At 41.4% G+C, this 24,081-nt stretch carries 26 protein-coding genes and 1 tRNA gene; 18 read left to right on the top strand and 9 right to left on the bottom strand.

The window, feature by feature from the left end:
• Window positions 1–48 precede the first annotated feature (48 nt).
• The 4 genes from mscS to epd all read right to left on the bottom strand — a co-directional run bounded on the left by mscS (window position 49) and on the right by epd (window position 4,789).
• Window positions 49–933 (bottom strand): small-conductance mechanosensitive channel MscS, encoded by an 885-nt coding sequence (gene mscS, locus C9J40_RS07560; RefSeq protein WP_107206605.1) that lies wholly within the window; start codon window positions 931–933, stop codon window positions 49–51.
• A 309-nt stretch (window positions 934–1,242) separates the two neighbouring features.
• Entirely contained in the window at window positions 1,243–2,319 is a 1,077-nt protein-coding gene (fbaA, locus tag C9J40_RS07555) for a class II fructose-bisphosphate aldolase (RefSeq protein ID WP_105060950.1), read from the bottom strand.
• Window positions 2,320–2,480: 161 nt separating this feature from the next.
• Window positions 2,481–3,644: a phosphoglycerate kinase gene (locus C9J40_RS07550; RefSeq protein ID WP_107206604.1), complete on the bottom strand. Its 1,164-nt coding sequence runs from the start codon at window positions 3,642–3,644 to the stop codon at window positions 2,481–2,483.
• Between the two features lie 98 nt (window positions 3,645–3,742).
• A complete protein-coding gene (epd, locus tag C9J40_RS07545) occupies window positions 3,743–4,789 on the bottom strand; it encodes an erythrose-4-phosphate dehydrogenase (protein ID WP_107246368.1) in 1,047 nt (348 codons plus the stop codon).
• Between the two features lie 365 nt (window positions 4,790–5,154).
• Between epd and C9J40_RS07540 the strand changes: the two genes are divergently transcribed.
• From C9J40_RS07540 to ruvX, 8 genes are all read left to right on the top strand, one after another.
• On the top strand, window positions 5,155–6,114 hold the full coding sequence (locus C9J40_RS07540) for a DUF2333 family protein (RefSeq protein WP_107246366.1): 960 nt from the start codon (window positions 5,155–5,157) through the stop codon (window positions 6,112–6,114).
• Between the two features lie 443 nt (window positions 6,115–6,557).
• Window positions 6,558–7,712, top strand: a complete 1,155-nt coding sequence (gene metK / locus C9J40_RS07535) for a methionine adenosyltransferase (RefSeq protein WP_107206601.1) — start codon at window positions 6,558–6,560, stop codon at window positions 7,710–7,712.
• A gap of 157 nt (window positions 7,713–7,869) precedes the next feature.
• On the top strand, window positions 7,870–8,355 hold the full coding sequence (locus C9J40_RS07530; protein WP_105060955.1) for a SprT family zinc-dependent metalloprotease: 486 nt from the start codon (window positions 7,870–7,872) through the stop codon (window positions 8,353–8,355).
• 118 nt (window positions 8,356–8,473) lie between these two features.
• Entirely contained in the window at window positions 8,474–9,247 is a 774-nt protein-coding gene (locus C9J40_RS07525) for an endonuclease (protein ID WP_107206599.1), read from the top strand.
• Window positions 9,248–9,434: 187 nt separating this feature from the next.
• Window positions 9,435–10,166 carry a 16S rRNA (uracil(1498)-N(3))-methyltransferase gene (gene rsmE, locus C9J40_RS07520; RefSeq protein ID WP_045084455.1) on the top strand — a complete coding sequence of 244 codons (732 nt, stop codon included), beginning with the start codon at window positions 9,435–9,437 and terminating at the stop codon, window positions 10,164–10,166.
• A 21-nt stretch (window positions 10,167–10,187) separates the two neighbouring features.
• Window positions 10,188–11,138: a glutathione synthase gene (gene gshB, locus C9J40_RS07515; protein WP_045084456.1), complete on the top strand. Its 951-nt coding sequence runs from the start codon at window positions 10,188–10,190 to the stop codon at window positions 11,136–11,138.
• Between the two features lie 123 nt (window positions 11,139–11,261).
• A complete protein-coding gene (locus C9J40_RS07510) occupies window positions 11,262–11,825 on the top strand; it encodes a YqgE/AlgH family protein (RefSeq protein WP_107206597.1) in 564 nt (187 codons plus the stop codon).
• Window positions 11,822–12,253: a Holliday junction resolvase RuvX gene (gene ruvX, locus C9J40_RS07505; RefSeq protein WP_107206596.1), complete on the top strand. Its 432-nt coding sequence runs from the start codon at window positions 11,822–11,824 to the stop codon at window positions 12,251–12,253. The genes C9J40_RS07510 and ruvX overlap by 4 nt, the downstream gene beginning before the upstream one ends.
• Before the next feature lie 357 nt (window positions 12,254–12,610).
• Here the strand turns inward: ruvX and C9J40_RS07500 are convergent, their stop codons facing one another.
• Entirely contained in the window at window positions 12,611–13,726 is a 1,116-nt protein-coding gene (locus C9J40_RS07500) for a PilT/PilU family type 4a pilus ATPase (protein WP_107206595.1), read from the bottom strand.
• A gap of 33 nt (window positions 13,727–13,759) precedes the next feature.
• Window positions 13,760–14,797: a type IV pilus twitching motility protein PilT gene (locus tag C9J40_RS07495; protein ID WP_005371345.1), complete on the bottom strand. Its 1,038-nt coding sequence runs from the start codon at window positions 14,795–14,797 to the stop codon at window positions 13,760–13,762.
• Window positions 14,798–14,819: 22 nt separating this feature from the next.
• Here C9J40_RS07495 and C9J40_RS07490 point away from each other — a divergent pair, with 22 nt between their 5' ends.
• From C9J40_RS07490 to hemW, 7 genes are all read left to right on the top strand, one after another.
• Window positions 14,820–15,530, top strand: a complete 711-nt coding sequence (locus C9J40_RS07490) for a YggS family pyridoxal phosphate-dependent enzyme (RefSeq protein ID WP_107206594.1) — start codon at window positions 14,820–14,822, stop codon at window positions 15,528–15,530.
• An 85-nt stretch (window positions 15,531–15,615) separates the two neighbouring features.
• Window positions 15,616–16,434: a pyrroline-5-carboxylate reductase gene (gene proC, locus C9J40_RS07485; protein ID WP_107246365.1), complete on the top strand. Its 819-nt coding sequence runs from the start codon at window positions 15,616–15,618 to the stop codon at window positions 16,432–16,434.
• Window positions 16,435–16,443: 9 nt separating this feature from the next.
• Window positions 16,444–16,998: a YggT family protein gene (locus C9J40_RS07480; protein ID WP_005371338.1), complete on the top strand. Its 555-nt coding sequence runs from the start codon at window positions 16,444–16,446 to the stop codon at window positions 16,996–16,998.
• On the top strand, window positions 16,995–17,288 hold the full coding sequence (yggU, locus tag C9J40_RS07475) for a DUF167 family protein YggU (protein WP_005371336.1): 294 nt from the start codon (window positions 16,995–16,997) through the stop codon (window positions 17,286–17,288). Before C9J40_RS07480 ends, yggU begins: the two co-directional genes overlap by 4 nt.
• A gap of 144 nt (window positions 17,289–17,432) precedes the next feature.
• Window positions 17,433–17,858, top strand: coding sequence for a DUF4426 domain-containing protein (locus C9J40_RS07470; RefSeq protein WP_107246363.1), 426 nt, complete (start codon window positions 17,433–17,435; stop codon window positions 17,856–17,858).
• Between the two features lie 118 nt (window positions 17,859–17,976).
• Window positions 17,977–18,570: an XTP/dITP diphosphatase gene (locus C9J40_RS07465; protein ID WP_107246361.1), complete on the top strand. Its 594-nt coding sequence runs from the start codon at window positions 17,977–17,979 to the stop codon at window positions 18,568–18,570.
• Window positions 18,571–19,734 (top strand): radical SAM family heme chaperone HemW, encoded by a 1,164-nt coding sequence (gene hemW, locus C9J40_RS07460; RefSeq protein ID WP_107206592.1) that lies wholly within the window; start codon window positions 18,571–18,573, stop codon window positions 19,732–19,734.
• Window positions 19,735–19,798: 64 nt separating this feature from the next.
• Here the strand turns inward: hemW and C9J40_RS07455 are convergent, their stop codons facing one another.
• From C9J40_RS07455 to trmB, 3 genes are all read right to left on the bottom strand, one after another.
• Window positions 19,799–20,215: a hypothetical protein gene (locus C9J40_RS07455; protein ID WP_107246360.1), complete on the bottom strand. Its 417-nt coding sequence runs from the start codon at window positions 20,213–20,215 to the stop codon at window positions 19,799–19,801.
• A gap of 48 nt (window positions 20,216–20,263) precedes the next feature.
• The gene (glsB, locus tag C9J40_RS07450) at window positions 20,264–21,184 is read right to left on the bottom strand and encodes a glutaminase B (protein ID WP_107206590.1); all 921 of its coding nucleotides are present in this window, start codon (window positions 21,182–21,184) and stop codon (window positions 20,264–20,266) included.
• A gap of 116 nt (window positions 21,185–21,300) precedes the next feature.
• Window positions 21,301–22,038: a tRNA (guanosine(46)-N7)-methyltransferase TrmB gene (gene trmB, locus C9J40_RS07445; RefSeq protein WP_107246358.1), complete on the bottom strand. Its 738-nt coding sequence runs from the start codon at window positions 22,036–22,038 to the stop codon at window positions 21,301–21,303.
• A 287-nt stretch (window positions 22,039–22,325) separates the two neighbouring features.
• On the opposite strand from trmB, the gene mutY reads away from it, so the two are divergent.
• From mutY to C9J40_RS07430, 3 genes are all read left to right on the top strand, one after another.
• Entirely contained in the window at window positions 22,326–23,390 is a 1,065-nt protein-coding gene (gene mutY, locus C9J40_RS07440; RefSeq protein ID WP_107246356.1) for an A/G-specific adenine glycosylase, read from the top strand.
• Window positions 23,391–23,519: 129 nt separating this feature from the next.
• Window positions 23,520–23,792, top strand: a complete 273-nt coding sequence (locus tag C9J40_RS07435) for an oxidative damage protection protein (RefSeq protein ID WP_006647282.1) — start codon at window positions 23,520–23,522, stop codon at window positions 23,790–23,792.
• Between the two features lie 172 nt (window positions 23,793–23,964).
• A tRNA-Phe gene (locus C9J40_RS07430) sits at window positions 23,965–24,040 on the top strand.
• Window positions 24,041–24,081 lie beyond the last annotated feature (41 nt).

Below are 24,081 nucleotides of genomic sequence, written 5' to 3'. Positions count from 1 at the left end.
AAATGGAGCCAATTAGGCTCCATTTCTATTCGTTATGCTTTAAATAAATTAAGCATCAACTTTATTTAGGTGAACATCCATTTGTGGGAATGGGATTTCGATACCTTCTTTATCAAGCTCTTCTTTAATTGCTTGGTTAAGATCGAAGTATACCGCCCAGTAATCAGGCGTATTAACCCATGGACGTACCACAAAGTTCACTGAAGAGTCAGCAAGTGCAACAACACCAATTGTTGGCTCTGGATCTTTAAGAACACGCTCATCAGCAGTTACAACACGCTTAAGTACTTCTTTGGTTTTTTGAAGATCAGCGCTGTAAGAAACACCAATGACAAGATCAATACGACGTGTCGCATTACGAGAATAGTTTGTAATTGGGTTACCAATGATAGATGAGTTTGGTACGACTACTGTTTTGTTGTCAGGCGTACGTAGCTCAGTAGAGAAAATCTGGATAGATTCTACAGCACCAGACACACCGGCTACTTCTACGAAGTCGCCAGATTTGAATGGACGGAAAGCAACAATCAGAACACCTGCAGCAAAGTTCGATAGAGAGCCTTGAAGAGCAAGACCAACCGCAAGACCCGCGGCACCGATCACTGCTACCACTGAAGCAGTTTGAACGCCAATACGGCTTAGTGCAGCAATTAATACGATAACAAATAGTAGATAACGAACTAAGCCGTGAATAAATTCAACAACCGCGTTATCCATATCTTTTTTACGTAATACTTTAGCAACTGCGCCAGCAACGGCTTTTACGATCATATTGCCGACAAACAGGATTAGCAGTGCTGATACAAGATTTACTGCGTATTGGATCAAAAGATCCTGGTTATTACTCAGCCAGTTTCCAGCGTGTAACACACCATTAGTTAATGTGTTATCAGAAATTTTTTCGACAACCTTGTCTGTAACGCTCTCAGTCATTTGAAGTGCTCTCTCTTATGTTTACTTAAAATAAATCTATAGCGTAAGTCGTAGATAGCGTGATTATTCTAGGAGTTACGCCATTAGAACTGTCTTTCCGTTTGTCTATCTCATCGCGAAAAAACACACTACGGAATATTGATACCAATTATTCCTGTTTTTATTAGTAAATAGCTACTAAAAAAAATGATGTTTACATAAATTAACTTAAATATCACTAAACAACAATTTAAGTACAATCCATTATGAAATACAAAAAAAAAGCCCGCCAAAAGCGGGCTTTTCACTTTTTATATAGCTGAAGTTCGATTAAAGAACATCAACTGCGTTTAGATCAGCGAAAGCTTTTTCTAGACGCTCAACCATTGATACTTGACCTGCACGTAGCCATACGCGTGGATCGTAGTATTTCTTGTTAGGCGCTGATTCACCAGTTGGGTTACCGATTTGACCTTGTAGGTAATCGTGGTTTTCAGCTTCGTAGCGACGAATACCATCCCAACAAGCCCACTGTGTATCTGTATCGATGTTCATTTTGATAACACCGTAACCGATAGACTCTTGGATTTCAGCTTCAGAAGAACCTGAACCACCGTGGAATACGAAATCTAGAGAGTTAGTTGGAAGACCAAACTTCTCTGAAACGTATGCTTGAGAATCACGTAGGATAGTTGGAGTTAATACAACGTTACCTGCTTGGTAAACACCGTGTACGTTACCGAAAGAAGCAGCGATAGTGAAACGTGGGCTAACAGCGCTTAGTTTCTCGTATGCGTATGCAACGTCTTCTGGAGAAGTGTAAAGCTCAGATGCGTCCATGTGAGAGTTATCAACGCCGTCTTCTTCACCACCAGTACAACCTAGTTCGATTTCTAGTGTCATGTCCATCTTAGCCATACGCGCAAGGTACTTAGCTGAGATTTCGATGTTCTCTTCTAGCGACTCTTCAGAAAGGTCGATCATATGAGAAGAGAATAGAGGCTTACCAGTTTGAGCGAAGAACTCTTCACCCGCGTCTAGTAGACCGTCGATCCAAGGAAGCAGTTTCTTAGCAGCGTGGTCAGTGTGAAGAATTACAGGAACACCGTAAGACTCAGCAACAGCGTGAACATATTTAGCACCAGCGATAGCGCCAAGGATTTGTGGACCTTGACCTTCTAGTTTAAGACCTTTACCGCCAAAGAATGCAGCACCGCCGTTAGAGAACTGAACGATAACTGGAGACTTAACTTTAGCTGCCGCTTCTAGTACAGCGTTAACAGAATCTGTACCGATACAGTTAACAGCTGGAAGTGCGAAGTTGTTTTCTTTAGCTACTGCGAATACTTTCTGAACGTCGTCGCCAGAAATAACACCAGGTTTTACAAAATCAAAGATCTTAGACATAACAATAGTCCTATTATTTACTTTGTTGTCTGTGGAAAAATTCTTGTGCAAACGTTTGCGATTGCTTGCTATTCTACTGAAAGTTGATAGCTATCACAAACATTTAAACGTGGAAGCAACACTCATATTTAGCGTAAATTCGGCTCCCACGCCCAAAATAATTATGCTTTAGCGCGAGACTCTAGCATTTCAACTGCTGGTAATTTCTTACCTTCAACGAACTCAAGGAACGCACCGCCACCTGTTGAGATGTAAGATACTTTATCTTTGATGCCGTACTTATCGATAGCCGCTAGTGTGTCACCACCACCCGCTACAGAGAAACCTGCAGATTCTGCGATTGCATTCGCAACAACTTCGGTACCTTTACCAAATTGCTCGATTTCGAATACGCCTACAGGGCCGTTCCAAAGAATCGTTTTCGCATTCATGATGATGTCAGCAAGCGCTTGTGCTGAATCAGGACCTAGGTCAAGAACCATGTCGTCAGCTGCGATGTCTGATGCTGATTTAACTGTTGCTTCAGCGGTGTCAGAGAACTCTTTAGCACATACAACATCCGTTGCTACTGGGATGTCAGTGCTTGCCATTAGCGCTTTAGCCGTTGGGATTAGGTCTGCTTCGTATAGAGACTTACCTACATCGTTGCCTTCAGCCGCGATGAATGTGTTAGCAATACCACCACCAACAACAATTTGGTCAGCAATTTTAGATAGTGACTCAAGTACAGTTAGCTTAGTTGATACTTTTGAACCACCAACAATAGCAACCATTGGACGCGCTGGGTTGTCCATTGCTTTGCCTAATGCTTCTAGCTCGCCTGCTAGTAAAGGGCCAGCACATGCAACTGGTGCAAACATACCCACACCGTAAGTTGATGCTTGTGCACGGTGAGCGGTACCAAATGCATCCATCACGAATACGTCACAAAGTGCAGCGTATTGCTTAGATAGTTCGTCTTCGTTTTTCTTCTCGCCCTTGTTGAAACGTACGTTCTCAAGAACAACAAGCTCGCCTGCATTTAGCTCAAGACCATTTAGGTAATCTTTTGCTAATTTAACGTCACAATCTAGTGCGTCGTTTAAGTAGTTAACTACAGGCTGTAGAGAGAATTCTTCTGCGTATTCGCCTTCCGTTGGACGACCTAGGTGAGAAGTAACCATTACTTTAGCGCCTGCTTCTAGGCAACGCTTAATTGTAGGTAGAGATGCAATGATACGTGCATCTGAAGTTACTTTACCGTCTTTTACTGGCACATTTAGGTCAGCACGAATAAATACACGCTTACCAGCTAGATCCAGATCAGTCATCTTGATTACAGACATGTTTTGTCCTCTCAAACATTATTAAAAATAAAAGTTCATAAAATTGACAGCCTGTCGTCATTAATGTTCCAACGCCAAGCCCAGTAATTCTTACTATTTTACTTTTCAGCATCCGTATTTTCGGTTGCATGCATTGCTAACGCTGTATCCAACATACGATTAGCAAAGCCCCATTCATTGTCACACCACACCAACAATTTAATTAAATGCTGGTTGCTTACCCTAGTTTGGCTGCCATCAACGATTGCACTATGGGGATCGTGATTAAAGTCAATCGACACTAAAGGCGCTTCTGTGTAATCCACAATACCACTTAATGTACAACGAGACGTATTTTTTAATGATTGATTTACGTCATTAACTTTCACATTTGTTTTAACTGTGACACTCAAATCCATAGCAGTGACATTTATTGTGGGCACTCTCACAGAAATCGCTTCAAATTTGTCGGAAAACTTCGGAAATATACGACCAATTCCAAGGTGTAGCTTAGTATCAACAGGAATAATTGACTGACTTGCTGCGCGCGTTCGGCGTAAATCAGGATGATAAGCATCAATGACTTGTTGATCATTCATAGCGGAATGAATGGTCGTAATAGTGCCTGATTCAATACCAAACTGATCATCTAAGATTTTAATAATGGGGACAATACAGTTGGTCGTACATGAACCATTGGAAACAATGCGGTGCTGAGATGTTAATTGTTGATGATTAACACCATAGATAACGGTGCAATCAATATCTTTGCTAGCAGGATGGGAAAATAATACTTTTTTAGCGCCTGATGCGATATGCGCTAAACCGTCATCACGAGAACCAAACTTACCGGTACAATCTAAAACAATATCGACATCAAGATCATGCCAAGGCAATAATTTTAGATCAGGTTGGTGGAGGATACGAATTTGATCTTGGCGACCATTTTTATGGGCAATAAGAAGATGCTCCTGATCATGACTGACAGGATTTTTGAAACGCCCATGGCTAGAATCGTATTGAAGTAGATGAGCCATTGCTTCCAGCTCTGCTAATTCGTTAACAGCCACGACGTTAATCTGATGATGTTTGTCGCTTTCATACAATGCGCGAAGCACACTGCGACCAATGCGACCGAATCCATTTATTGCGACTTTTAGTGTCATATCCGTGCTACAAAAATACTAAGCTGCGTTAGTGTATACCAAGCTAGATACAGAATCACCATAATTGTGACATCTCTCACCAAGCAGACTTAATCTCTAATAGAACCAAATAGATAGTCTCACCACTCATCAATATTTTCGCGTATATCCTCTACTTTAACCTTAAAATATCACTGATTTATAGGCTTAAAACAGCGAAAAATCACGTATTAAAAAGTCACTATTTGTTCATTCAGCGTCTTTTCCTACGCATTAATAAACGGCGTTTAAGATTAGGATTGGCATTAACAAACCTTCACTTTTTTACATATAGCTAATAGATAAATGAAAAAAAGTTCATATTAAGCAATTCCAAAGAGGTGGTTATGTCGAAAGTAAAAGTCATTATTGGCGCAGTATTTTTCACCGTCGTACTTTACTTTTTGTCTGTTTATTGGTCATTTGAACCAGATACATTTAATCCAGACAGTTATGCGGCAGAGCAAGCCAAGCTCAATCAACAAACTTTAACGACTGGGTATGAGACCACCACAACGCTGATTCATATTTCAGAATTACTGATTAATAAGCAAGGTGGGTTCCTTACTAACGATAAATTACCACCCAGCTTATTAATGGATAACATGCCAGCATGGGAAACGGGGGTATTAACGCAAGTACGAGATATGGCACTGGTACTAAAAGATAATCTTAGCCGTCCTCAAAATGAAAGCCATGTCGATTCAGATTTAAAAGAAGCCCAACCCGCGCTCAATATCAATAGCCATAGCTGGAACTTTCCAAGTGCCGAGTCTGAATATCAAAATGCAATTGACGCCCTTACTCGATACCGTGACCACCTTTCGGCATCTCGCCATCCAGCACAATTTTATTCACGGGATGATAATTTAGTGGCTTGGCTTGAAGTAGTACAAAAACGCTTAGGCACTATTTCACAAGACCTTGGCTCATCTGTGGGTGAGCCACAGTTAATAATGGATAGCAAAACAGAAGGTAAGGAAGTTTCACTCAATTCGCCGAAAACAAGCTGGTTCAAAATTGATAATGTTTTTTACGAATCACGAGGCTCTACTTGGGCCATATTGCTGCTAATGAAAGCAATGAAACATGATTTTGAACCACTGTTAGAAGAAGAAAAAGCAACGGTCATGATTAATCAGATAATTCGTGAGCTTGAAGCAACCCAAGAAACGGTTTGGAGTCCAATGATTTTAAATGGTATGGGATTTGGTTTATTGCCTAACCACTCTTTGATCATGGCAAATTACGTGTCTCGCGCTCAAGCAGGTACCGTTGATCTCATCAATCTGCTAGAAAAAAGATAATAAATTCTTGTCATATTATAGATACCGCAATCTATAACTAAATCCACCAGCATACGAAGCGGACTTTATAGCCGATTAAATATTGCTTGTACTCAGGTATACAACGTCTGTTTATCGTTATTTTTAATAAAAGAAACTTTATATAGTCAATTTGTGATTACATTTTTAAGTTAAAAAAGGCCACAGTGTAAACATTTAAGATAAATATAATTATTTATCAGTACGTTAGATGAAAACTATGTCTATCAACCACCACAATAGAGCTATTCAATTTTTTTATACAATAAGAAACCCTAGTTTTCATATTGTTGATTTTATCTGTTCTCGATGTATTATAGACGTCTAGACGGAAGTAGCTCTATACATACAAACGTACATATAGCTATATAACAGCGTTATAAACGCTACCGTGCGACTAAATTCAAAAGAAAGTGAGACTACCGATGGCAAAACATTTATTCACTTCTGAGTCGGTATCAGAAGGTCATCCAGATAAAATTGCAGATCAAATTTCAGATGCTGTATTGGATGCAATTATTGAACAAGATCCTAAAGCGCGTGTAGCTTGTGAAACTTACGTAAAAACCGGCATGGTAATGGTTGGTGGTGAGATCACCACATCTGCTTGGGTTGATATTGAAGAGCTAACACGTGAAACCGTACGTGAAATCGGTTATGTCCATTCAGATATGGGCTTTGATGCAAACTCTTGTGCAGTAATGAACACCATCGGTAAACAGTCTCCTGATATCAACCAAGGTGTTGATAAAACCGATCCTAAAGAACAAGGTGCTGGTGACCAAGGTATCATGTTTGGTTACGCAACCAATGAAACTGAAGTCTTCATGCCTGCGCCAATCACTTACTCTCACCGCTTAGTTCAGCGTCAAGCTGAAGTACGTAAGAACGGCACCCTTCCTTGGTTACGTCCTGATGCAAAATCTCAGGTAACGTTCGCTTACGATCAAGGTAAAATTGTTGGTATTGATGCGGTTGTTCTATCAACTCAGCACAGTGATTCAATTTCAACGTCTGATCTACGTGAAGCAGTAATGGAAGAAATCATCAAACCAGTACTGCCTGCTGAATGGTTAAATAAAGAGACAAAATTCTTTATCAACCCAACCGGTCGTTTCGTTATCGGTGGCCCAATGGGTGACTGTGGTTTGACTGGTCGTAAGATCATCGTCGATACCTACGGCGGTGCTGCACGTCACGGTGGTGGTGCTTTCTCTGGTAAAGATCCATCAAAAGTTGACCGCTCTGCAGCATATGCAGCACGTTATGTAGCAAAAAATATCGTCGCAGCTGGCATGGCAGATCGTTGTGAAATCCAACTTTCTTACGCTATTGGTATAGCCGATCCTACATCTATCATGGTGGAAACATTTGGTACTGAAAAAGTAGCACATGAGATCATCATTGAAGCTGTACGCCAGCACTTCGACCTACGCCCATATGGCCTACAAGAAATGCTAGATCTTCTACAACCAATCTATAAGAAGACTGCAGCTTACGGTCACTTTGGTCGTGAAGAGTTCCCTTGGGAAAAAACAGACAAAGTAGCTGCACTTCGCGATTTCGCAAACATTAAGTAATACACTTAATCGTGCACAAAAAAAAAGGACGCTTAGGCGTCCTTTTTTATTACTTGCCGTTTATCTATGTGCAATAAAAACACCTTGCTTCCCTACTCTCGCCAGCGCGTTATCTTCGGTGTATAGTGCCGATCTCAATAACCAAGAACGAGTAACAATGAATTCACTGCAACAACAAGTTATCAAACGTGTCGAACACGCCATCAAAACCGCCAATCAACGCCTTAATAAACGTTTAAAAATGCCGACGGTGACTTTTACCCAACGAGGGAAAATTGCGGGAAGTGCACGCTTACAAAGCTGGGAAGTCCGTTTTAACCCAGTTTTACTCAATGAAAACGCAGACGCTTTTCTAAACGAAGTTGTTCCACACGAAGTGGCACATTTAATTGTGTTTAAACTGTTTGGCCGGGTAAAACCGCATGGTAGAGAGTGGCAATTGATCATGCGAGAAGTGTTTCAAGTAGCACCAAGAACAACACATAGCTTTGATGTCAGCTCAGTCTCAGGTGACACTTATCTCTATAAATGTAGCTGTAGCGAATATCCGTTAACCATTCGCCGGCACAACCGTATCTTACGTGGACAAGCCAACTACCATTGTCGCCGATGCCGTGAAGTTTTGGTGTATTCGCCTCAGTAGCGTACGATTCTGTATGAAAATAATCAAAAAGCACAGTTACAAATAATTGCGACACGCTTCTCAAAGAGAAAAATATCAGTAAGCTAGTGATACGATAAATAATTAATGAACTACATTCATGACACGTATCTCAAGCTGTTTTGCTATTGCCCTACTATTACCTGTTACCGCATTTGCGACCTCTTATAAGCCAAGCGAACTTGGCAACACGACTAATCCCTCTTTCAGCAAAGCAAAAAAAATCATGCAAACGGAAATTTATATTTCTCCTCAAGACATGAAAACCATTTACTGTGGTGCTGATTTCAACAATAAAAAATACGTGACATTACCCTCCGGTTTTTCTACTGAAGTGTATAAAAAACGCGTTAAACGCTGGGAAGCGGAGCATGTCGTTCCAGCCGAGAACTTTGGTCGTGCTTTTAGTGAATGGCGTGAAGGTGCTGCCGTTTGTGTTGATAGTAAAGGAAAAGCCTTTAAAGGCCGTAAATGTGCAGAAAAAGCCAATAACGAATACCGCTTAATGCAATCCGACCTTTATAATTTATACCCTGCCATTGGCGCCGTTAATGCTGCACGACAAAACTATAATTATGTAATGCTGCCTAAAACCAACAGCAAAAATTATCGTTCATTTGGTAGTTGCGACATGATCATTGATAAAAAGGATCATGATGCTCAACCGCCAGAGCGTGCTCGCGGGGTGATTGCTCGTACTTATATGTACTTTGAAGCCGTATACCCAAAATATAAAATGAGTCGTCAACAACGCCAATTAATGAATAGTTGGGATAAACAGTACCCTGTATCTAAATGGGAATGTGAACGTGCAGCTAAGATTGAAAAGATCCAAGGCAATGTTAATCCAATCCTCGCGAGTCGATGCGCCTAAAACGTTTCAGCACCGTAACTTGTTATGTATGAGAGAGCATACATAACATTTTCATGGCTCTCTCTAACCATAACAAACATGTTGCGATAGAAATAACATGTTTTATTTAAGCCTGAATAATTGGCGAATTGCTCATCCATGTTAAGATTCGTCATTACTCTTTTTTTATTGCATAGATGACCGCATTATGAGAATTCCACGTATTTATCATCCAGAATCTTTACCTTCCCACGGCAAGGTAATGCTCAGTGACGATGCTGCTAACCATGTTGGTCGCGTTATGCGTATGCAAGTAGGCCAAGAACTATTAATGTTTGACGGCAGTAATGCAGAGTTTCCCGCCGTGATCACCAACGCAAGTAAAAAAAGCGTTGAAGTAGAGATCCAATCTCGGGTTGAACACAGTATTGAATCCCCACTAGATATCCATTTAGGTCAGGTGATTTCACGTGGTGATAAAATGGAATTCACCATTCAAAAATCCGTCGAGTTAGGGGTGAATACCATTACACCGCTAATTTCAGAACGATGTGGCGTTAAATTAAATGCTGAACGTTTTGAAAAAAAACTCGAACAGTGGCAAAAAATCGCCATTGCAGCTTGTGAGCAATGTGGTCGTAATGTTGTCCCTACTATTCGCCCAGTGATGAAACTGGAACAATGGTGTGCTGAAGAATATGATGGTCTAAAGCTCAACTTACACCCTCGCGCTAATTATTCGATAAACACGCTTCCAACACCAGTCACTAATGTTCGTTTATTGATTGGCCCTGAAGGCGGTTTATCTGCTGATGAAATCAGCATGACAGAACAATATAAATTTGATGAAATTTTGCTGGGGCCTCGCGTACTTCGTACCGAAACCACCGCAATGACAGCCATCACCGCACTGCAAGTACGCTTCGGTGATTTAGGCTAAATTAGAGATTAGGAGAACACAATGATCAAACTGGGTATCGTGATGGACCCTATCGAGTCTATCAATATCAAGAAAGATTCTAGCTTTGCTATGATGTTAGAAGCTCAGCGTCGCGGCTGGGAAATTCATTACATGGAAATGAATGATCTATCTTTAGAGCAAGGTAAAGCGATTGCCCGTACGCGTGTCGTCACAGTACAACAAGATCCTGATCACTGGTTTGATTTTCACAGCGAGCAAGAAATTGAATTATCAGATCTTGATGCTGTACTAATGCGAAAAGATCCTCCTTTCGATACTGAATACATTTACGCGACTTACATCCTTGAGCGTGCCGAAGATAATGGCGCTCTGATTGTAAACAAGCCACAAAGCCTACGTGACTGTAATGAAAAGCTGTTTACGGCATGGTTCCCTGAGCTAACACCAACCACTATTGTTACTCGTCGCGCCGAGAAACTAAAAGCCTTCCACCAAGAGCACGGAGATGTGATCTTAAAGCCACTTGATGGTATGGGTGGTTCGTCAATTTTCCGTGTAATGAAAGGCGATCCTAACGTATCGGTTATCATTGAAACGCTAACTAATATGGGCCAAAACTACTGCATGGCACAAACCTTTGTTCCTGATATTAGTAATGGTGATAAGCGTATCTTAGTGGTTGATGGCGAGCCTATGCCTTACTGCCTAGCACGTATTCCTGCTAAAGGGGAAACTCGCGGTAACTTAGCTGCTGGCGGACGTGGTGAAGCGCGTCCAATCAGTGAAACTGATCGTAAGATCGCAGAAACCGTTGCGCCAGTTCTAAAAGAAAAAGGCCTCATTTTTGTTGGACTTGATGTGATTGGTGACAAGCTAACGGAAATTAATGTGACTAGCCCAACCTGTATCCGCGAGATTGAAGCGGCTTTTGATATCTCAATTACAGGTAAATTAATGGATGCTATCGAACGTCGAGTAAACGCGAAGTAATATCGCTTTACTGACAATCATCAACCATACTCAAATTAAGAATGCAGCGGCAATGTCGCTGCTTTTTTACCTATCAGTAACGAGTGAACGCTCGCTGATTTGTATCAAACTCTGGTGTTGTAGATGAATTTGACCAACCACTTTTTAGTGGCGATGCCCACTATGCAAGATCCTCAATTTAAGCAAAGTGTTATTTATCTTTGTGAGCATAATAATGAAGGCGCAATGGGGATCATTATTAACCAACCTATCGATATTTCTATTGCTGATATGTTGGAGCAAATAGAAGTTGAGAGAAAGCTACCTGTTGCCGATCCTATTAGCTTAGAATCACTGGTACTTAATGGTGGACCCGTTTCTGAAGATCGTGGTTTTGTACTTCACACCACGAAAGGTGAATATAGCTCAAGTTTACCTGTGAATAACGAATTAGCCGTGACCACCTCACTGGATATTTTATCTGAGCTGGGTACTGCACAAGCGCCAAACCAATTTCTGGTCGCGCTAGGTTATGCCGGATGGGATGCGGGGCAATTAGAGCAAGAACTGGTTGATAACAATTGGCTCACCATTGAAGCAGATGACACCATTATTTTTTCCACTCCTATCGACGAACGTTGGCATAAAGCAATTGAAAAACTTGGCTTTACACCAGCAAACCTTTCTTTAGACATAGGTCACGCATGAGTCAATCTCGCAGTGTATTAGGTTTTGATTACGGCACCAAAAGTATTGGTGTTGCTATTGGTCAAGAGCTGACAGGAACCGCTACTCCCCTTGCCGCTTTAAAAGCCAAAGATGGCATCCCCAATTGGGATGATATTGAAAAGATTTTAAAAGAATGGCTACCTGATTTAGTCGTTGTAGGATTACCTTTAGACCTTGAAGGTAAAGAGCTTGAAAGCATTACACCACGGGCGAAAAAATTTGCTAATCGCTTACATGGTCGTTTTGGTTGCCAAGTTGAACTACACGATGAACGTTTAAGTACCGTTGAAGCAAAAGCAGAACTGTTTGAGCGTGGTGGTTATCGCTCATTAAGTAAAGGTAATATCGACTCACAATCTGCTGTCGTTATTTTAGAAAGCTGGTTTGAACGTCAATACAGCGCTTAATATTACAAGTTTCTGAAACAAAAAAGACAAGTGCTGTTGAGGTACTTGTCTTTTTTATTATCTAAAATCTAACAATTGTCGAACCTTGTACAGCTTTTTTCTTATTGATCATCATAAAGCTAAACACGATCAAAACCTGTACTAAGATCCTCCTTCAAGGCCTTGCTGTTTCTTGTTTGTACAGCTTGTACAGCTTTTGTACCTCTTGAACTCAAAAGCTGTTCCGACAATTATCACTAAAATAATTTAAATGATTTTAAATAAAATTCAATAGGTTAAAATAAAACTCAAATAAAGCATTAAATATAAGTAACTAGTTTATGATGATCCTAATGCGTTAGGATCATCACAAGCATATTACTGAAGATCTAATTTCACCCCAGATAGCGTACTGGTACTGTTTGACGTTTTATTATTAGGATCACCCACTTTAATCATTAAGCGAAGATCATTCGGTGAATCAGCGTGGTGCAGTGCATCTTGCTCGGTGATTTTCCCATCTCGAAATAATGCATATAACGATTGATCAAATGTCACCATTCCAGCCTGATTTGATTTTGCCATCACATCTTTAATTTCATGTAACTCACCGCGACGGATCAAATCAGCGACACGTGGCGTATTGAGCAGCAGTTCATAAACACCATGTCGTCCGACACCATTGGCATCAGGGATCAACTGTTGTGCTAAAATACATTTCAGGTTTAACGACAGATCAAACAAAAACTGCTCACGTCGCTCTTTTGGTACAAGATGAAGAATACGTTCAAGTGCTTGGTTGGCGTTATTCGCGTGTAGTGTTGCCATACACAAGTGCCCTGTTTCGGCAAACGTCATCGCATATTCCATCGTCTCACGACTTCGGATCTCGCCGATCAAGATCATATCTGGAGCTTGACGTAGTGAGTTTTTCAATGCCACTTCATAACTGGCAGTATCAAGCCCAACCTCACGCTGAGTTATGATGCATTTATTATGTTCATGGATAAACTCAATCGGATCTTCAACCGTTAAAATATGGCCACTACGATTTTGATTTCTAAACCCCGTCATTGCCGCCATTGATGTCGACTTACCCGAGCCTGTCGCCCCAACCACCAGTACTAAACCACGTTTAGCCAGTGCTAATCTTTCCATATCCAGCGGTAGGTTAAGATCATGAATATTCGGTATCTTGGTTTCGATTCGACGGACCACAATACCGGGTAATTCACGTTGCCAAAATGCACTTAATCGAAAACGACAACCATTACGGACAATGGCAAAATTGGCCTCACGGGTCGCAACAAATTCTTTATATTGCTCATCGTCCATCGCTTCGTGGAACAACGAATCCACTGCTGCGCGATCAAGTAATTCGCCAAGATGATGTAAGTTGCCATCAACTTTCAGTAAGCATGCTGAGCCGACGGTGATATATAAATCCGACGCTTTACGCTCAACCATTTGCGCTAATATACTATCTAAATTCATCTCTTTTCCTACCTCGTTAAACCTGAGGTGTTATTAGAAACCGCGCTGACTGGTATCAACAATACGACGACCTTCTTCAGCTTCAACTAAGCCTTTTGCCACCAGCATCTTCACGCTTTGCTCCATGGTTTGCATTCCCATCGATGAGCCGGTTTGGATCATTGAAAACATTTGTGCGACTTTATCTTCACGGATCAAGTTACGAATCGCAGGTGTTGCCATCATAATTTCATGGCTGGCTACACGACCACCGCTCACACACTTTAATAAGCTTTGTGATATCACTGCGCGTAACGACTCCGATAACATAGAGCGAACCATAGATTTATCACTACCAGGGAAAACATCAATGATACGATCGACCGTCTTTGCCGCAGAACTGGTATGCAAGGTACCTAAAACTAAGTGCCCCGTTTCAGCTGCTGTTAACGCTAAACTGATGGTTTCCTGATCACGAAGCTCACCCACTAAAATCACATCGGGATCTTCACGCAGTGCTGAACGCAGTGCGTTTTGGAAGCCCAATGTGTCACGGTGCACTTCTCGCTGATTGATCAAACAACGTTTACTGCTGTGAACAAATTCAATCGGATCTTCAATCGTCAGAATATGACGGTTATAGTTGGTATTGATATAATCAACTAACGCAGCAATGGTGGTCGATTTACCCGAGCCAGTCGCACCTGTTACTAATACCAAGCCACGTGAAAGCTGGGCAATATCATAAAAAACATCAGGAACGTTTAACGATTCCAATGTTGGAATATGAATAGGAATGGTTCGAAACACCGCCGAACAACCACGAGACTGATGAAAAGCATTAACCCTGAAGCGACCGATGTCGGGAATTTCAAATGAAAAATCGACTTCTAAGTTTTCTTCATACTCACGGCGCTGGGCATCGTTCATAATGTCAAACACTAAACGGTGTACTTCACTGTGATCAAGTGCTGGCATACTGAGCTTTCTAACATCGCCATCAACACGAATTATCGGTGGAACACCTGCAGAAAGATGTAGATCCGATGCGTTATGCTTTACACTAAAATCCAGTAATTCGGTGATATCCATAAATTTTCCCCAAGAATCAATTATGACTAGTATCAAACAAAATATTGCTGAGGTCATCAACCAGATCACCTTAGCAACTGAAAAATGCGGCAGGGCTGCAGATTCCGTGCAACTATTGGCAGTAAGTAAAACCAAGCCAGTGGAAGCGATCGAAGAAGCCATTACTGCAGGCCAGTATGCCTTTGGCGAAAACTACGTACAGGAAGGTGTTGATAAGGTTAATCACTTTGCGAGCCATCCGGAGAAAAACTTGCTTGTATGGCATTTTATTGGGCCGATCCAATCGAATAAAACTCGCCTTGTCGCAGAGCATTTTGATTGGGTGCACTCTATTGATCGTATAAAAACAGCAAAACGTTTAAGCGATCAACGTCCAACGTCAATGGCACCGCTGCAAGTTTTACTGCAAGTTAATAGCAGCGCTGAGGCAACAAAATCGGGAATAACCTTGGCTGAAGTGCCTGCACTGGCCGCAGAAATAGCTGCAATGCCAAATATTGAACTGCGCGGTTTAATGTCGATTCCACAACCGGCCACAGATTACGACAGCCAATTTGCCACTTTTAAAGCGTTGGCTGATACACTAGAACAGTTGAAATTGACTTATCCCAATGTTGATACATTATCAATGGGAATGAGTGGTGATATGGAAGCGGCAATTGCAGCAGGTAGTACAATTGTTCGTATTGGCACCGCGATTTTTGGTGCTCGTGATTACGGTAACAAAGAATAATTACTAATATTCGTACTGTTCATGATAACGACAGCTCAATTAAGGTAAAAAACATTAAGTTTGTACCTATTTATAAGGATTTTACATGGAACAACGCTCAATTGCTTTTATTGGGGCAGGTAATATGGCTCGCTCAATTATCGCAGGATTAGTTGCTAGCGGTTACGATGCAAAAAAGATTACGGCCACCGCCCCTAGCGATGCTCGCCGTGAACCTTTAGCGCGTGACTTTGGTATTCATACCACTAGCGATAACCTAAATGCTGCTCAAGATGCTGATGTTGTTGTTCTTGCGGTTAAACCACAACTTATGGAAGAAGTGTGTAAACCACTGCAAGACATTAACTTTGCGGGAAAATTAGTGATTTCTATTGCCGCTGGCATTAATTGCGAGCGCTTATGTGAAATGTTAGGCCAGCAAGTTGAATTGGTTCGTGTAATGCCAAATACTCCCTCTTTAATTGGTAAGGGGATGAGCGGCTTATATGCAAACCCACAACTCACAGAAACCGACCGATTATTTGCCACTCAACTATTACAAGCCGTAGGCGAAATTTGTTGGGTACAAGAAGAATCAGGTATCAATGGTATTATTGCCGCAGCAGGCAGTGCTCCCGCCTACTTCTTTTTGTTTATGGAAGCAATGCAGCAAGAAGCGATGAACCAAGGGTTTGATGCCGATACTGCGCGCTTACTGGTTCAGCAAGCCGCTTTAGGTGCCGCTGAATTAGTAAAAGCGAATCCAGATACTTCATTGTCGACACTACGTGATCAAGTCACTTCAAAAGGTGGCACGACAGCTGAAGCTATTAATACATTTAATCAACATCAATTCTCAGATATTGTTGCTAAAGCGATGCAAGCAGCCGTATCTCGAGCTAAAGAAATGGAACAATTGTTTTAAGGTTTATCTATGAATCCTTTCGTTTATCTAGTTCAAACCGGCTTTGATCTTTACATCATGGTCGTATTATTACGAGTTTGGTTACAATGGTCTCGTGCAGACTTTTATAATCCCTTCTCACAATTTATTGTTAAAGCGACTCAACCGATCGTTGCGCCATTACGCCGCGTGATCCCATCAATTGGTTCGCTAGATATGGCAACGGTACTGTTTGCTTATGTACTGTGTGTCGCTAAATTTATCATCATTATTTCAATCAGCAGTGGTGGTTTTTCCTTTGAACCAAGCTTCCTGTTCTTAGGGCTATTAGCATTATTAAAAGCAGCTGGTAGTTTATTGTTCTGGGTACTATTGATCCGTGCAATCTTAAGCTGGGTTAGCCAAGGTCGAAGCCCTATCGAATATGTCATGCACCAATTAACAGAACCACTAATGGCACCTGTTCGCCGTGTTCTTCCTGCAATGGGCGGTTTAGATCTGAGTGTTCTAGTGATCTTTATTGCACTACAATTTGCTAACTACGCGATGGGGTCTTTAGTTGGTAACGTGTGGTACATGCTGTGACAGAAAAGACCATCTTTCGTGATGATGACGATCTCATTATTCGACTTTATATCCAACCGAAAGCAAGCCGCGATCAGATCGTTGGCTTGCATGGCAACGAAGTAAAAATTGCCATTACCGCGCCACCGGTAGACGGAAAAGCCAATGCCCATTTAGTAAAGTACCTTGCAAAACAATTTAAGGTCGCTAAGGGGTTAATTCATGTAGAAAAAGGCTTACAAGGTCGGCACAAACAAATTCGGATTGAAGCCCCGAAAGTTATTCCCTCAGAGATCGCCACCATCATGTAATTTGATTGGTTCAATAAAGCGAATATCAATCACCGATATTCGCTTTTTTTATCCCCTTACTCTTAACTACAATCATCAAGTCAAGCAACACATCGCGACAGAAAGGAAATACTTCAGTGACTCACTGAAAGATAAGGATCGTTCATGAAAATATTACTCAGCCTGCTACTGCTTGTTTTCACGCTACCTAGCCATGCCGGACAATTCAAAAAATTTGGCGACTTAGAAGTACATTATTCTAGTTTTGCCTCAACATTTTTAACCCCAGAGATTGCCAGCCACTATAAAATTCAGCGTAGCCGTTACAGTGCCTTGGTCAATATTGCAATTCTTGATACCAGTAAACAAGAAAAAACAGCGGTTAAAGCACAATTAACCGGTATTGCTCGTAATGTATTAGGGCAGCAAAAGAAGTTAAATTTTAGAGAAATAAAAGAAGGTAAATCAATTTATTACCTTGCTGAATTTAAACACACTAATGATGAAACGTTTAATTTTACGATCACTATTTACTCTAACGGTAAAAAAGAAACACTGATCTTTAAGCAGACCTTCTTCGTTGACAAGTAACCACTTGAGCATCAATCTCTTCTACAATCACTAGGCGCACTCGCGCCTTTTTTATTACGATAACAACCGTTATTATAGCCGCCAATATTACATAGCTTGACGTTCAAAAGGCATCAAAATGAGTAAACTTGTACTAGCAACAGGCAACCAAGGCAAAGTGAAAGAAATGGCCGATTTACTGGCTGATTTTGGTTTTGATGTAGTCGCGCAAAGTGATTATAACGTTTCATCCGTTGCTGAAACGGGCACCACATTTATTGAAAATGCGATCATTAAAGCGCGCCATGCCGCAAAGGAAACGGGCCTTCCAGCCATTGCCGATGACTCTGGCTTAGAAGTTGATCACCTCAACGGCGCTCCTGGTATTTATTCTGCACGTTTTGCCGGTGAAGACGCATCAGATGCTGACAACATTGATAAACTACTTGCAGAAATGAAAGATGTCCCTGCCGAGCAACGTACTGCACGTTTCCATTGTGTGCTTGTGATGATGCGTCATGAAAACGATCCTACTCCACTGGTTTGCCATGGCTCTTGGGAAGGCAGCATCTTAACTGAACGTCATGGCGAAAATGGTTTTGGTTACGATCCGGTATTTTGGGTACCTGAAGATCAATGTGCTTCAGCTCAACTTTCACCTGCTCGTAAAAAGCAACTATCACACCGTGGTAAAGCACTACAGCAATTGTTTAGCGCATTAAAGGCCGATTAAATGCTTGTACCTCCACCACTGAGTTTATATGTCCACATCCCTTGGTGTGTACAAAAATGTCCTTATTGTGATTTTAACTCTCACGCCTTAAAGACAGATCTTCCTGAGCTTGATTATATTGATGCCTTAATTGACGACTTAGAAACCGATCTTAGCGCTTATCAGTTAATCAATGGAGCACGACCTCTCCACTCAATTTTTATTGGTGGAGGGACGCCTAGCTTGATCTCTCCAAGTGAGATAGGTCGTTTATTAAAAGCCATTGAGCAACGCATTCCATTTAGTGATGATATTGAAATTACTATGGAAGCCAACCCTGGCACAGTAGAGGCGGGTCGTTTTGAAGCTTATCGCCAAGCTGGTGTAAACCGTATTTCTATTGGTATTCAAAGTTTTCAAAATGAAAAACTCGAACGTCTTGGCCGTATTCATGGCGCAGATGAAGCAATTCGTGCAGCTGGCCTTGCAAAGAAAGCGGGATTAAACAGCTTTAATGTCGATCTTATGCATGGCTTACCGGATCAAAGCGTGAGTGATGCGATCAGTGATTTAAAACAAGCGATCGCACTCGATCCACCGCACTTGTCTTGGTACCAGCTGACAATTGAACCCAATACCCTGTATTACTCAAAACCACCGACATTGCCTGATGATGACGACTTGTGGGATATTTTTGAGCAAGGTCATCAGCTTTTAACAGAAGCCGGTTATCAGCAATATGAAATATCAGGCTATAGCAAGCCGGGAAAACAATGTCAGCATAACCTTAACTACTGGCGTTTTGGTGATTACCTTGGCATTGGTTGTGGCGCACATGGCAAAATCAGTTTTGCTGATGGGCAAATCATCCGTACCGTTAAAGTCAAACACCCTCGTGGATATTTACAAGCGGATAAACCGTATTTAACGCAAGAGAATAAGGTTGCTGATGGTGAACGTCCATTCGAGTTCTTTATGAATCGTTTTCGTTTATTAGAATCCTGTCCAAAGCAAGATTTTGTCGCAAGAACAGGTTTAGCGTTAACAACCATAGAACCGACAATTGATTGGGCGATAGCGCAAAACTATCTCCAAGATACGGGCGATCATTGGCAAATCACCGAGCACGGTAAATTGTTCTTAAATGATCTCCTAGCCGCCTTCGTTGACGATGATAACGAATAATATCTAATAAAAAAACGAGCACTATGTTATTCACAGTGCTCGTTTTTCTCTTGTTACATACTAACTAATTTAACGTGACGCTGCGCCAGTTTTTTAATGCAGGAATCGCATCTTGCAACCGTTGTTCTTGTTCTATTCGTAGCGAAACAAATTCACACACTTGCTTATCAATACGCTGAGAATGCGACAACAAATAGGGCAAGTCATTATCTAAAAGCTCGTAATAGTCCGATAATAATTGTGTTTGTTTAGAATTCAGTGCGACCTTATGTACATCGAAAAACATCCGCCCTTTAGCATCCACAATAAATTCTTGTTTACCTTGTACTAAGGTTAACCGTCCTTCATTTAAACTCAGTGAGTTATGCCATAGTGGCTCACATTCAACCGCATGAGCTGATACCGTAAAGAAACTGAACATCGCTACTATTGCGCCTAATATCGATGTTTTTAATTCGTGAAACCCCTTATTCATTAACATACGATTCTCCCCCTAATGTGAGCCTCGCGGTTTATGTATACGGGCTCACTAAAAAATAGAACGTCCAATACGCTCAGATAACTTCTCTAACGCTGCAGTCCCTGCAACAGAATTACCGGATTGATCAAGTTCTGGCGACCATACTGCAATCGTCATCTCACCCGGTACAATCGCAACAATACCACCACCTACGCCAGACTTTCCTGGCATACCAACACGATAGGCAAATTCACCTGCGCCATCATACAAACCACAAGTCGCAAGCAATGCATTTATATGCTTACTTTGAGTTTGGCTGATAATTCTTTTTTTCGCGCCTAAAGGAAGCCCTTTATTTGCTAAATAGCTAAATGTTCTGGCGAGATCGACACAACTCATCTTGAGCGCACAATAACTAAAATAATTAGTGAGCACTGGCATCACTTCATTATCAAAGTTACCGAATGAACGCATTAAATAAGCAATGGAAGCATTACGATCGCTATGTTGCATTTCAGAGCTAGCGACGACTTTGTCGTAGACAATATTCGGATTACAAGAAAGCTCTCGTACCAATTCCAACATCCGGTATTGCGGTGCACATAAACGACTATGCAGTAAATCCGACACCACAATCGCACCTGGGTTAATAAACGGATTACGTGGGATGCCTTTTTCTAGCTCAAGCTGGATCATGGAGTTAAACGCTTGACCTGATGGCTCTTTTCCAACTCGAGACCACAACTCTTCCGATTCATATAAGGTCATTGCAAGTGTTAACGACAACACCTTAGAGATAGATTGAATAGAAAAACCTTCTTGGCTATCACCCGCCTGAATAATTTCTCCGTCGTTATAGCACACTGCTATACCTAATTTACTCGCAGGTACGTTAGCTAAAGCCGGAATATAGTCAGCCACTTTTCCTTGACCTATCAATGGTCTCACTTCATCTAATATTTCATTTAGCAGTGTAGCTGTTGGCTTCATATCTCTTTCTCCAAGGGGAAAAAAAGCCAACACAAGGTTGGCTTTTTCATTGATTTAACCAAGCGTCATTAAATCAATAATGTCTTATTTCTTCAGCATATAATACCAAAGAGAAATTATTCAGTACGCTCGTACTTCATATCCCAAACCCCGTGACCTAAGCGGTGACCACGAGCTTCGAATTTGGTTAATGGGCGATCTTCTGGACGATCAATATAAGCACCGTTTGTTGCCGTATTGCGGTAACCAGGCGCTGCATCCATCACTTCAACCATATGCTCAGCGTAGTTTTCCCAGTCAGTTGCCATGTGGAAAATACCGCCAATTTTAAGCTTTTTACGCAGCATTTCAGCAAATTCAGGCTGAACGATACGACGCTTATGGTGACGTGCTTTATGCCATGGGTCTGGGAAGAATAGCTGTACGGTATCTAAACTACCATCAGGGATCATGTATTCAAACACTTCAACGCCATCGTGACACATTACACGAAGGTTAGTTAAATCCGCATCTTCCGCACCCATTAGACACGCACCCACACCTGGGCTATGTACTTCGATCCCAATAAAGTTTTTCTCAGGGGCATTTTTAGCCATTTCAACTAATGATGCCCCCATACCAAAACCAATTTCCAACACGACTGGCGCTTCACGATTATATACTTCTTTCCAGTCCAGCATTTGCTTGGCGAAATCAATACCCATAGTTGGCCAATTGTTTTCCATCGCATGTTCTTGGCCCTTAGTTAAACGGCCTTCACGACGGACAAAGCTACGGATCTTACGAACCAGTTTGCCATCTTCGGTAAATTCGGTCAGGGTCACTTCACCTGACTTCTTTGAAACTTCGCTCATGCTAATAACTATCCAAACAAAAAAGAAACGGATCGGCATTATCCAAAGTTATCGACTCAATTCAAGTCTATCAATTGCGACAATGGCCAGTTTATGGTGCAATCTTGCCCATAATAGACAATAAATAACGTTGCACTTCTGTTTGCAGTATAAGTGATTGCACTAGCGGACACCAATTTTCACTGTGTAGCAAAAATAACTCGATAGCTATTCTTCATTGGCAAATGCCATATCCTTTTGCGCAGTATAAAAGATAAGTAGCTATAAACTGTAAAGTGAGCACAACATTGAGTACGACATTTTCCGATGCCATTTTAGCGTGGTATGACAAATTCGGCCGCAAAACTCTACCTTGGCAACAAAAAAAAAACCCATATAAAGTATGGCTTTCAGAGATCATGCTACAACAAACCCAAGTAGCAACCGTGATCCCTTACTTTGAACGTTTTATGGAGCGCTTCCCTACCGTGCAAGACTTAGCGGCTGCCGAGCAAGATGAAGTCTTACACTTATGGACAGGGCTCGGCTATTACGCTCGCGCACGTAACCTCCATAAAGCAGCTCAGTTAATTGTTAGTGAACATAACGGCATTTTCCCAACAGATATCGATCAAGTCCAAGCATTACCGGGTATTGGTCGTTCAACGGCTGGTGCTGTTCTGTCACTCTCACTCGCTCAACATCACCCTATCTTAGATGGCAATGTGAAACGTACGCTTGCCCGTTGTTACGCGATTGAAGGCTGGCCTGGTAAGAAAACCGTTGAAAACACGTTGTGGCAAATAGCAGAAACAAATACGCCCGAGATGGGAGTCGAACGCTATAACCAAGCCATGATGGATATGGGAGCAATGATTTGTACCCGTAGTAAACCTAAATGTGAATTATGTCCCGTAAGCACACAATGCATTGCACTCAAAGAATTACGACAAACCGATTTTCCGGGTAAAAAACCCAAAAAAACCTTGCCTGAAAAACAAACATGGTTCGCTATTTTACAGTGCGACGATAAAGTTTGGTTAGAACAACGCCCACAGGTCGGTATTTGGGGTGGTCTTTGGTGCTTCCCTCAACATGACAATGCTGATTTAACGTCGCTATTAGACAAACAATTAGGTCAACAACTGTCACTTATCGAACAGCAAAGTCAATTAACTGCTTTTCGTCATACGTTTAGCCATTATCATCTTGATATCGTGCCGATTTTATACGAACTTAAATCACAACCTACAGAAATCAATGAAGCTTCAGGTCAATGGTATGATCTTAATAATCCACCAAAAATCGGATTAGCAGCACCAGTACAGAAAATTTTGGACAGTTTGGCATACTCGTTAAACCATCAAAAATAAGACGGTTTTTACCGCTTTTATTTCCGCTCAGTGATGCTAGATGCCAGTCACTGACTCTGGTATAACTATCAACTAATCACTCATTTTCGCTGAGCCTGTATATCAGCGAGTTACAGTAAGGAATATTTCATGAGTCGTACTGTTTTTTGTACTCGACTACAACAAGACGCTGAAGGTTTAGACTTTCAACTTTACCCAGGTGAACTAGGCCAACGTATTTTTGATAATATTTCTAAGCAAGCATGGGCTGAATGGCAAGGTAAGCAAACCATGTTGATCAACGAAAAAAAGCTCAACATGATGAACCCTGAACATCGCCAGTTATTAGAAACTGAAATGGTGAAGTTTTTGTTTGAAGGTCAAGATGTGATTATCGACGGTTACACGCCGCCAGAAAAATAAAATTTATAATTGAGATTTCATCTCTTAATTTGCTTAACTTGATGAAATCTCAATAATGAATATCAAAATCACACCACAACGAACAAAAAGCCAACAAACGACACTGTTTATCTTTTTTTATGAAAAAAAGTGTTGACGAAAAGGCTGAAAACCCTTTTAATAGCGCTCCGTTGCCTCGATAGCTCAGTCGGTAGAGCAGAGGATTGAAAATCCTCGTGTCGGTGGTTCGATTCCGCCTCGAGGCACCATTACTTCCCTTTCGAAGTATGGTGCAAAGCAACCACAATCT

The sequence above is a fragment of the Photobacterium sp. GB-72 genome (assembly GCF_003026095.1).
In the GTDB taxonomy this organism is placed as follows: domain Bacteria; phylum Pseudomonadota; class Gammaproteobacteria; order Enterobacterales; family Vibrionaceae; genus Photobacterium.
This window is presented reverse-complemented; position numbering and strand designations above follow the sequence as displayed.

Coding starts and splice junctions, on each gene's coding strand:
- proC (WP_107246365.1), top strand. CDS start 15,616: ATGGAACAACGCTCAATTGCTTTTATTGGGGCAGGTAATATGGCTCGC.
- epd (WP_107246368.1), bottom strand. CDS start 4,789: ATGACACTAAAAGTCGCAATAAATGGATTCGGTCGCATTGGTCGCAGT.
- C9J40_RS07490 (WP_107206594.1), top strand. CDS start 14,820: ATGACTAGTATCAAACAAAATATTGCTGAGGTCATCAACCAGATCACC.
- fbaA (WP_105060950.1), bottom strand. CDS start 2,319: ATGTCTAAGATCTTTGATTTTGTAAAACCTGGTGTTATTTCTGGCGAC.
- C9J40_RS07470 (WP_107246363.1), top strand. CDS start 17,433: ATGAAAATATTACTCAGCCTGCTACTGCTTGTTTTCACGCTACCTAGC.
- trmB (WP_107246358.1), bottom strand. CDS start 22,038: ATGAGCGAAGTTTCAAAGAAGTCAGGTGAAGTGACCCTGACCGAATTT.
- C9J40_RS07510 (WP_107206597.1), top strand. CDS start 11,262: ATGAATTTGACCAACCACTTTTTAGTGGCGATGCCCACTATGCAAGAT.
- C9J40_RS07435 (WP_006647282.1), top strand. CDS start 23,520: ATGAGTCGTACTGTTTTTTGTACTCGACTACAACAAGACGCTGAAGGT.
- metK (WP_107206601.1), top strand. CDS start 6,558: ATGGCAAAACATTTATTCACTTCTGAGTCGGTATCAGAAGGTCATCCA.
- rsmE (WP_045084455.1), top strand. CDS start 9,435: ATGAGAATTCCACGTATTTATCATCCAGAATCTTTACCTTCCCACGGC.
- C9J40_RS07500 (WP_107206595.1), bottom strand. CDS start 13,726: ATGAATTTAGATAGTATATTAGCGCAAATGGTTGAGCGTAAAGCGTCG.
- glsB (WP_107206590.1), bottom strand. CDS start 21,184: ATGAAGCCAACAGCTACACTGCTAAATGAAATATTAGATGAAGTGAGA.
- C9J40_RS07540 (WP_107246366.1), top strand. CDS start 5,155: ATGTCGAAAGTAAAAGTCATTATTGGCGCAGTATTTTTCACCGTCGTA.
- mscS (WP_107206605.1), bottom strand. CDS start 933: ATGACTGAGAGCGTTACAGACAAGGTTGTCGAAAAAATTTCTGATAAC.
- C9J40_RS07525 (WP_107206599.1), top strand. CDS start 8,474: ATGACACGTATCTCAAGCTGTTTTGCTATTGCCCTACTATTACCTGTT.
- C9J40_RS07465 (WP_107246361.1), top strand. CDS start 17,977: ATGAGTAAACTTGTACTAGCAACAGGCAACCAAGGCAAAGTGAAAGAA.
- C9J40_RS07455 (WP_107246360.1), bottom strand. CDS start 20,215: ATGTTAATGAATAAGGGGTTTCACGAATTAAAAACATCGATATTAGGC.
- hemW (WP_107206592.1), top strand. CDS start 18,571: ATGCTTGTACCTCCACCACTGAGTTTATATGTCCACATCCCTTGGTGT.
- C9J40_RS07495 (WP_005371345.1), bottom strand. CDS start 14,797: ATGGATATCACCGAATTACTGGATTTTAGTGTAAAGCATAACGCATCG.
- C9J40_RS07530 (WP_105060955.1), top strand. CDS start 7,870: ATGAATTCACTGCAACAACAAGTTATCAAACGTGTCGAACACGCCATC.
- C9J40_RS07480 (WP_005371338.1), top strand. CDS start 16,444: ATGAATCCTTTCGTTTATCTAGTTCAAACCGGCTTTGATCTTTACATC.
- gshB (WP_045084456.1), top strand. CDS start 10,188: ATGATCAAACTGGGTATCGTGATGGACCCTATCGAGTCTATCAATATC.
- C9J40_RS07550 (WP_107206604.1), bottom strand. CDS start 3,644: ATGTCTGTAATCAAGATGACTGATCTGGATCTAGCTGGTAAGCGTGTA.
- ruvX (WP_107206596.1), top strand. CDS start 11,822: ATGAGTCAATCTCGCAGTGTATTAGGTTTTGATTACGGCACCAAAAGT.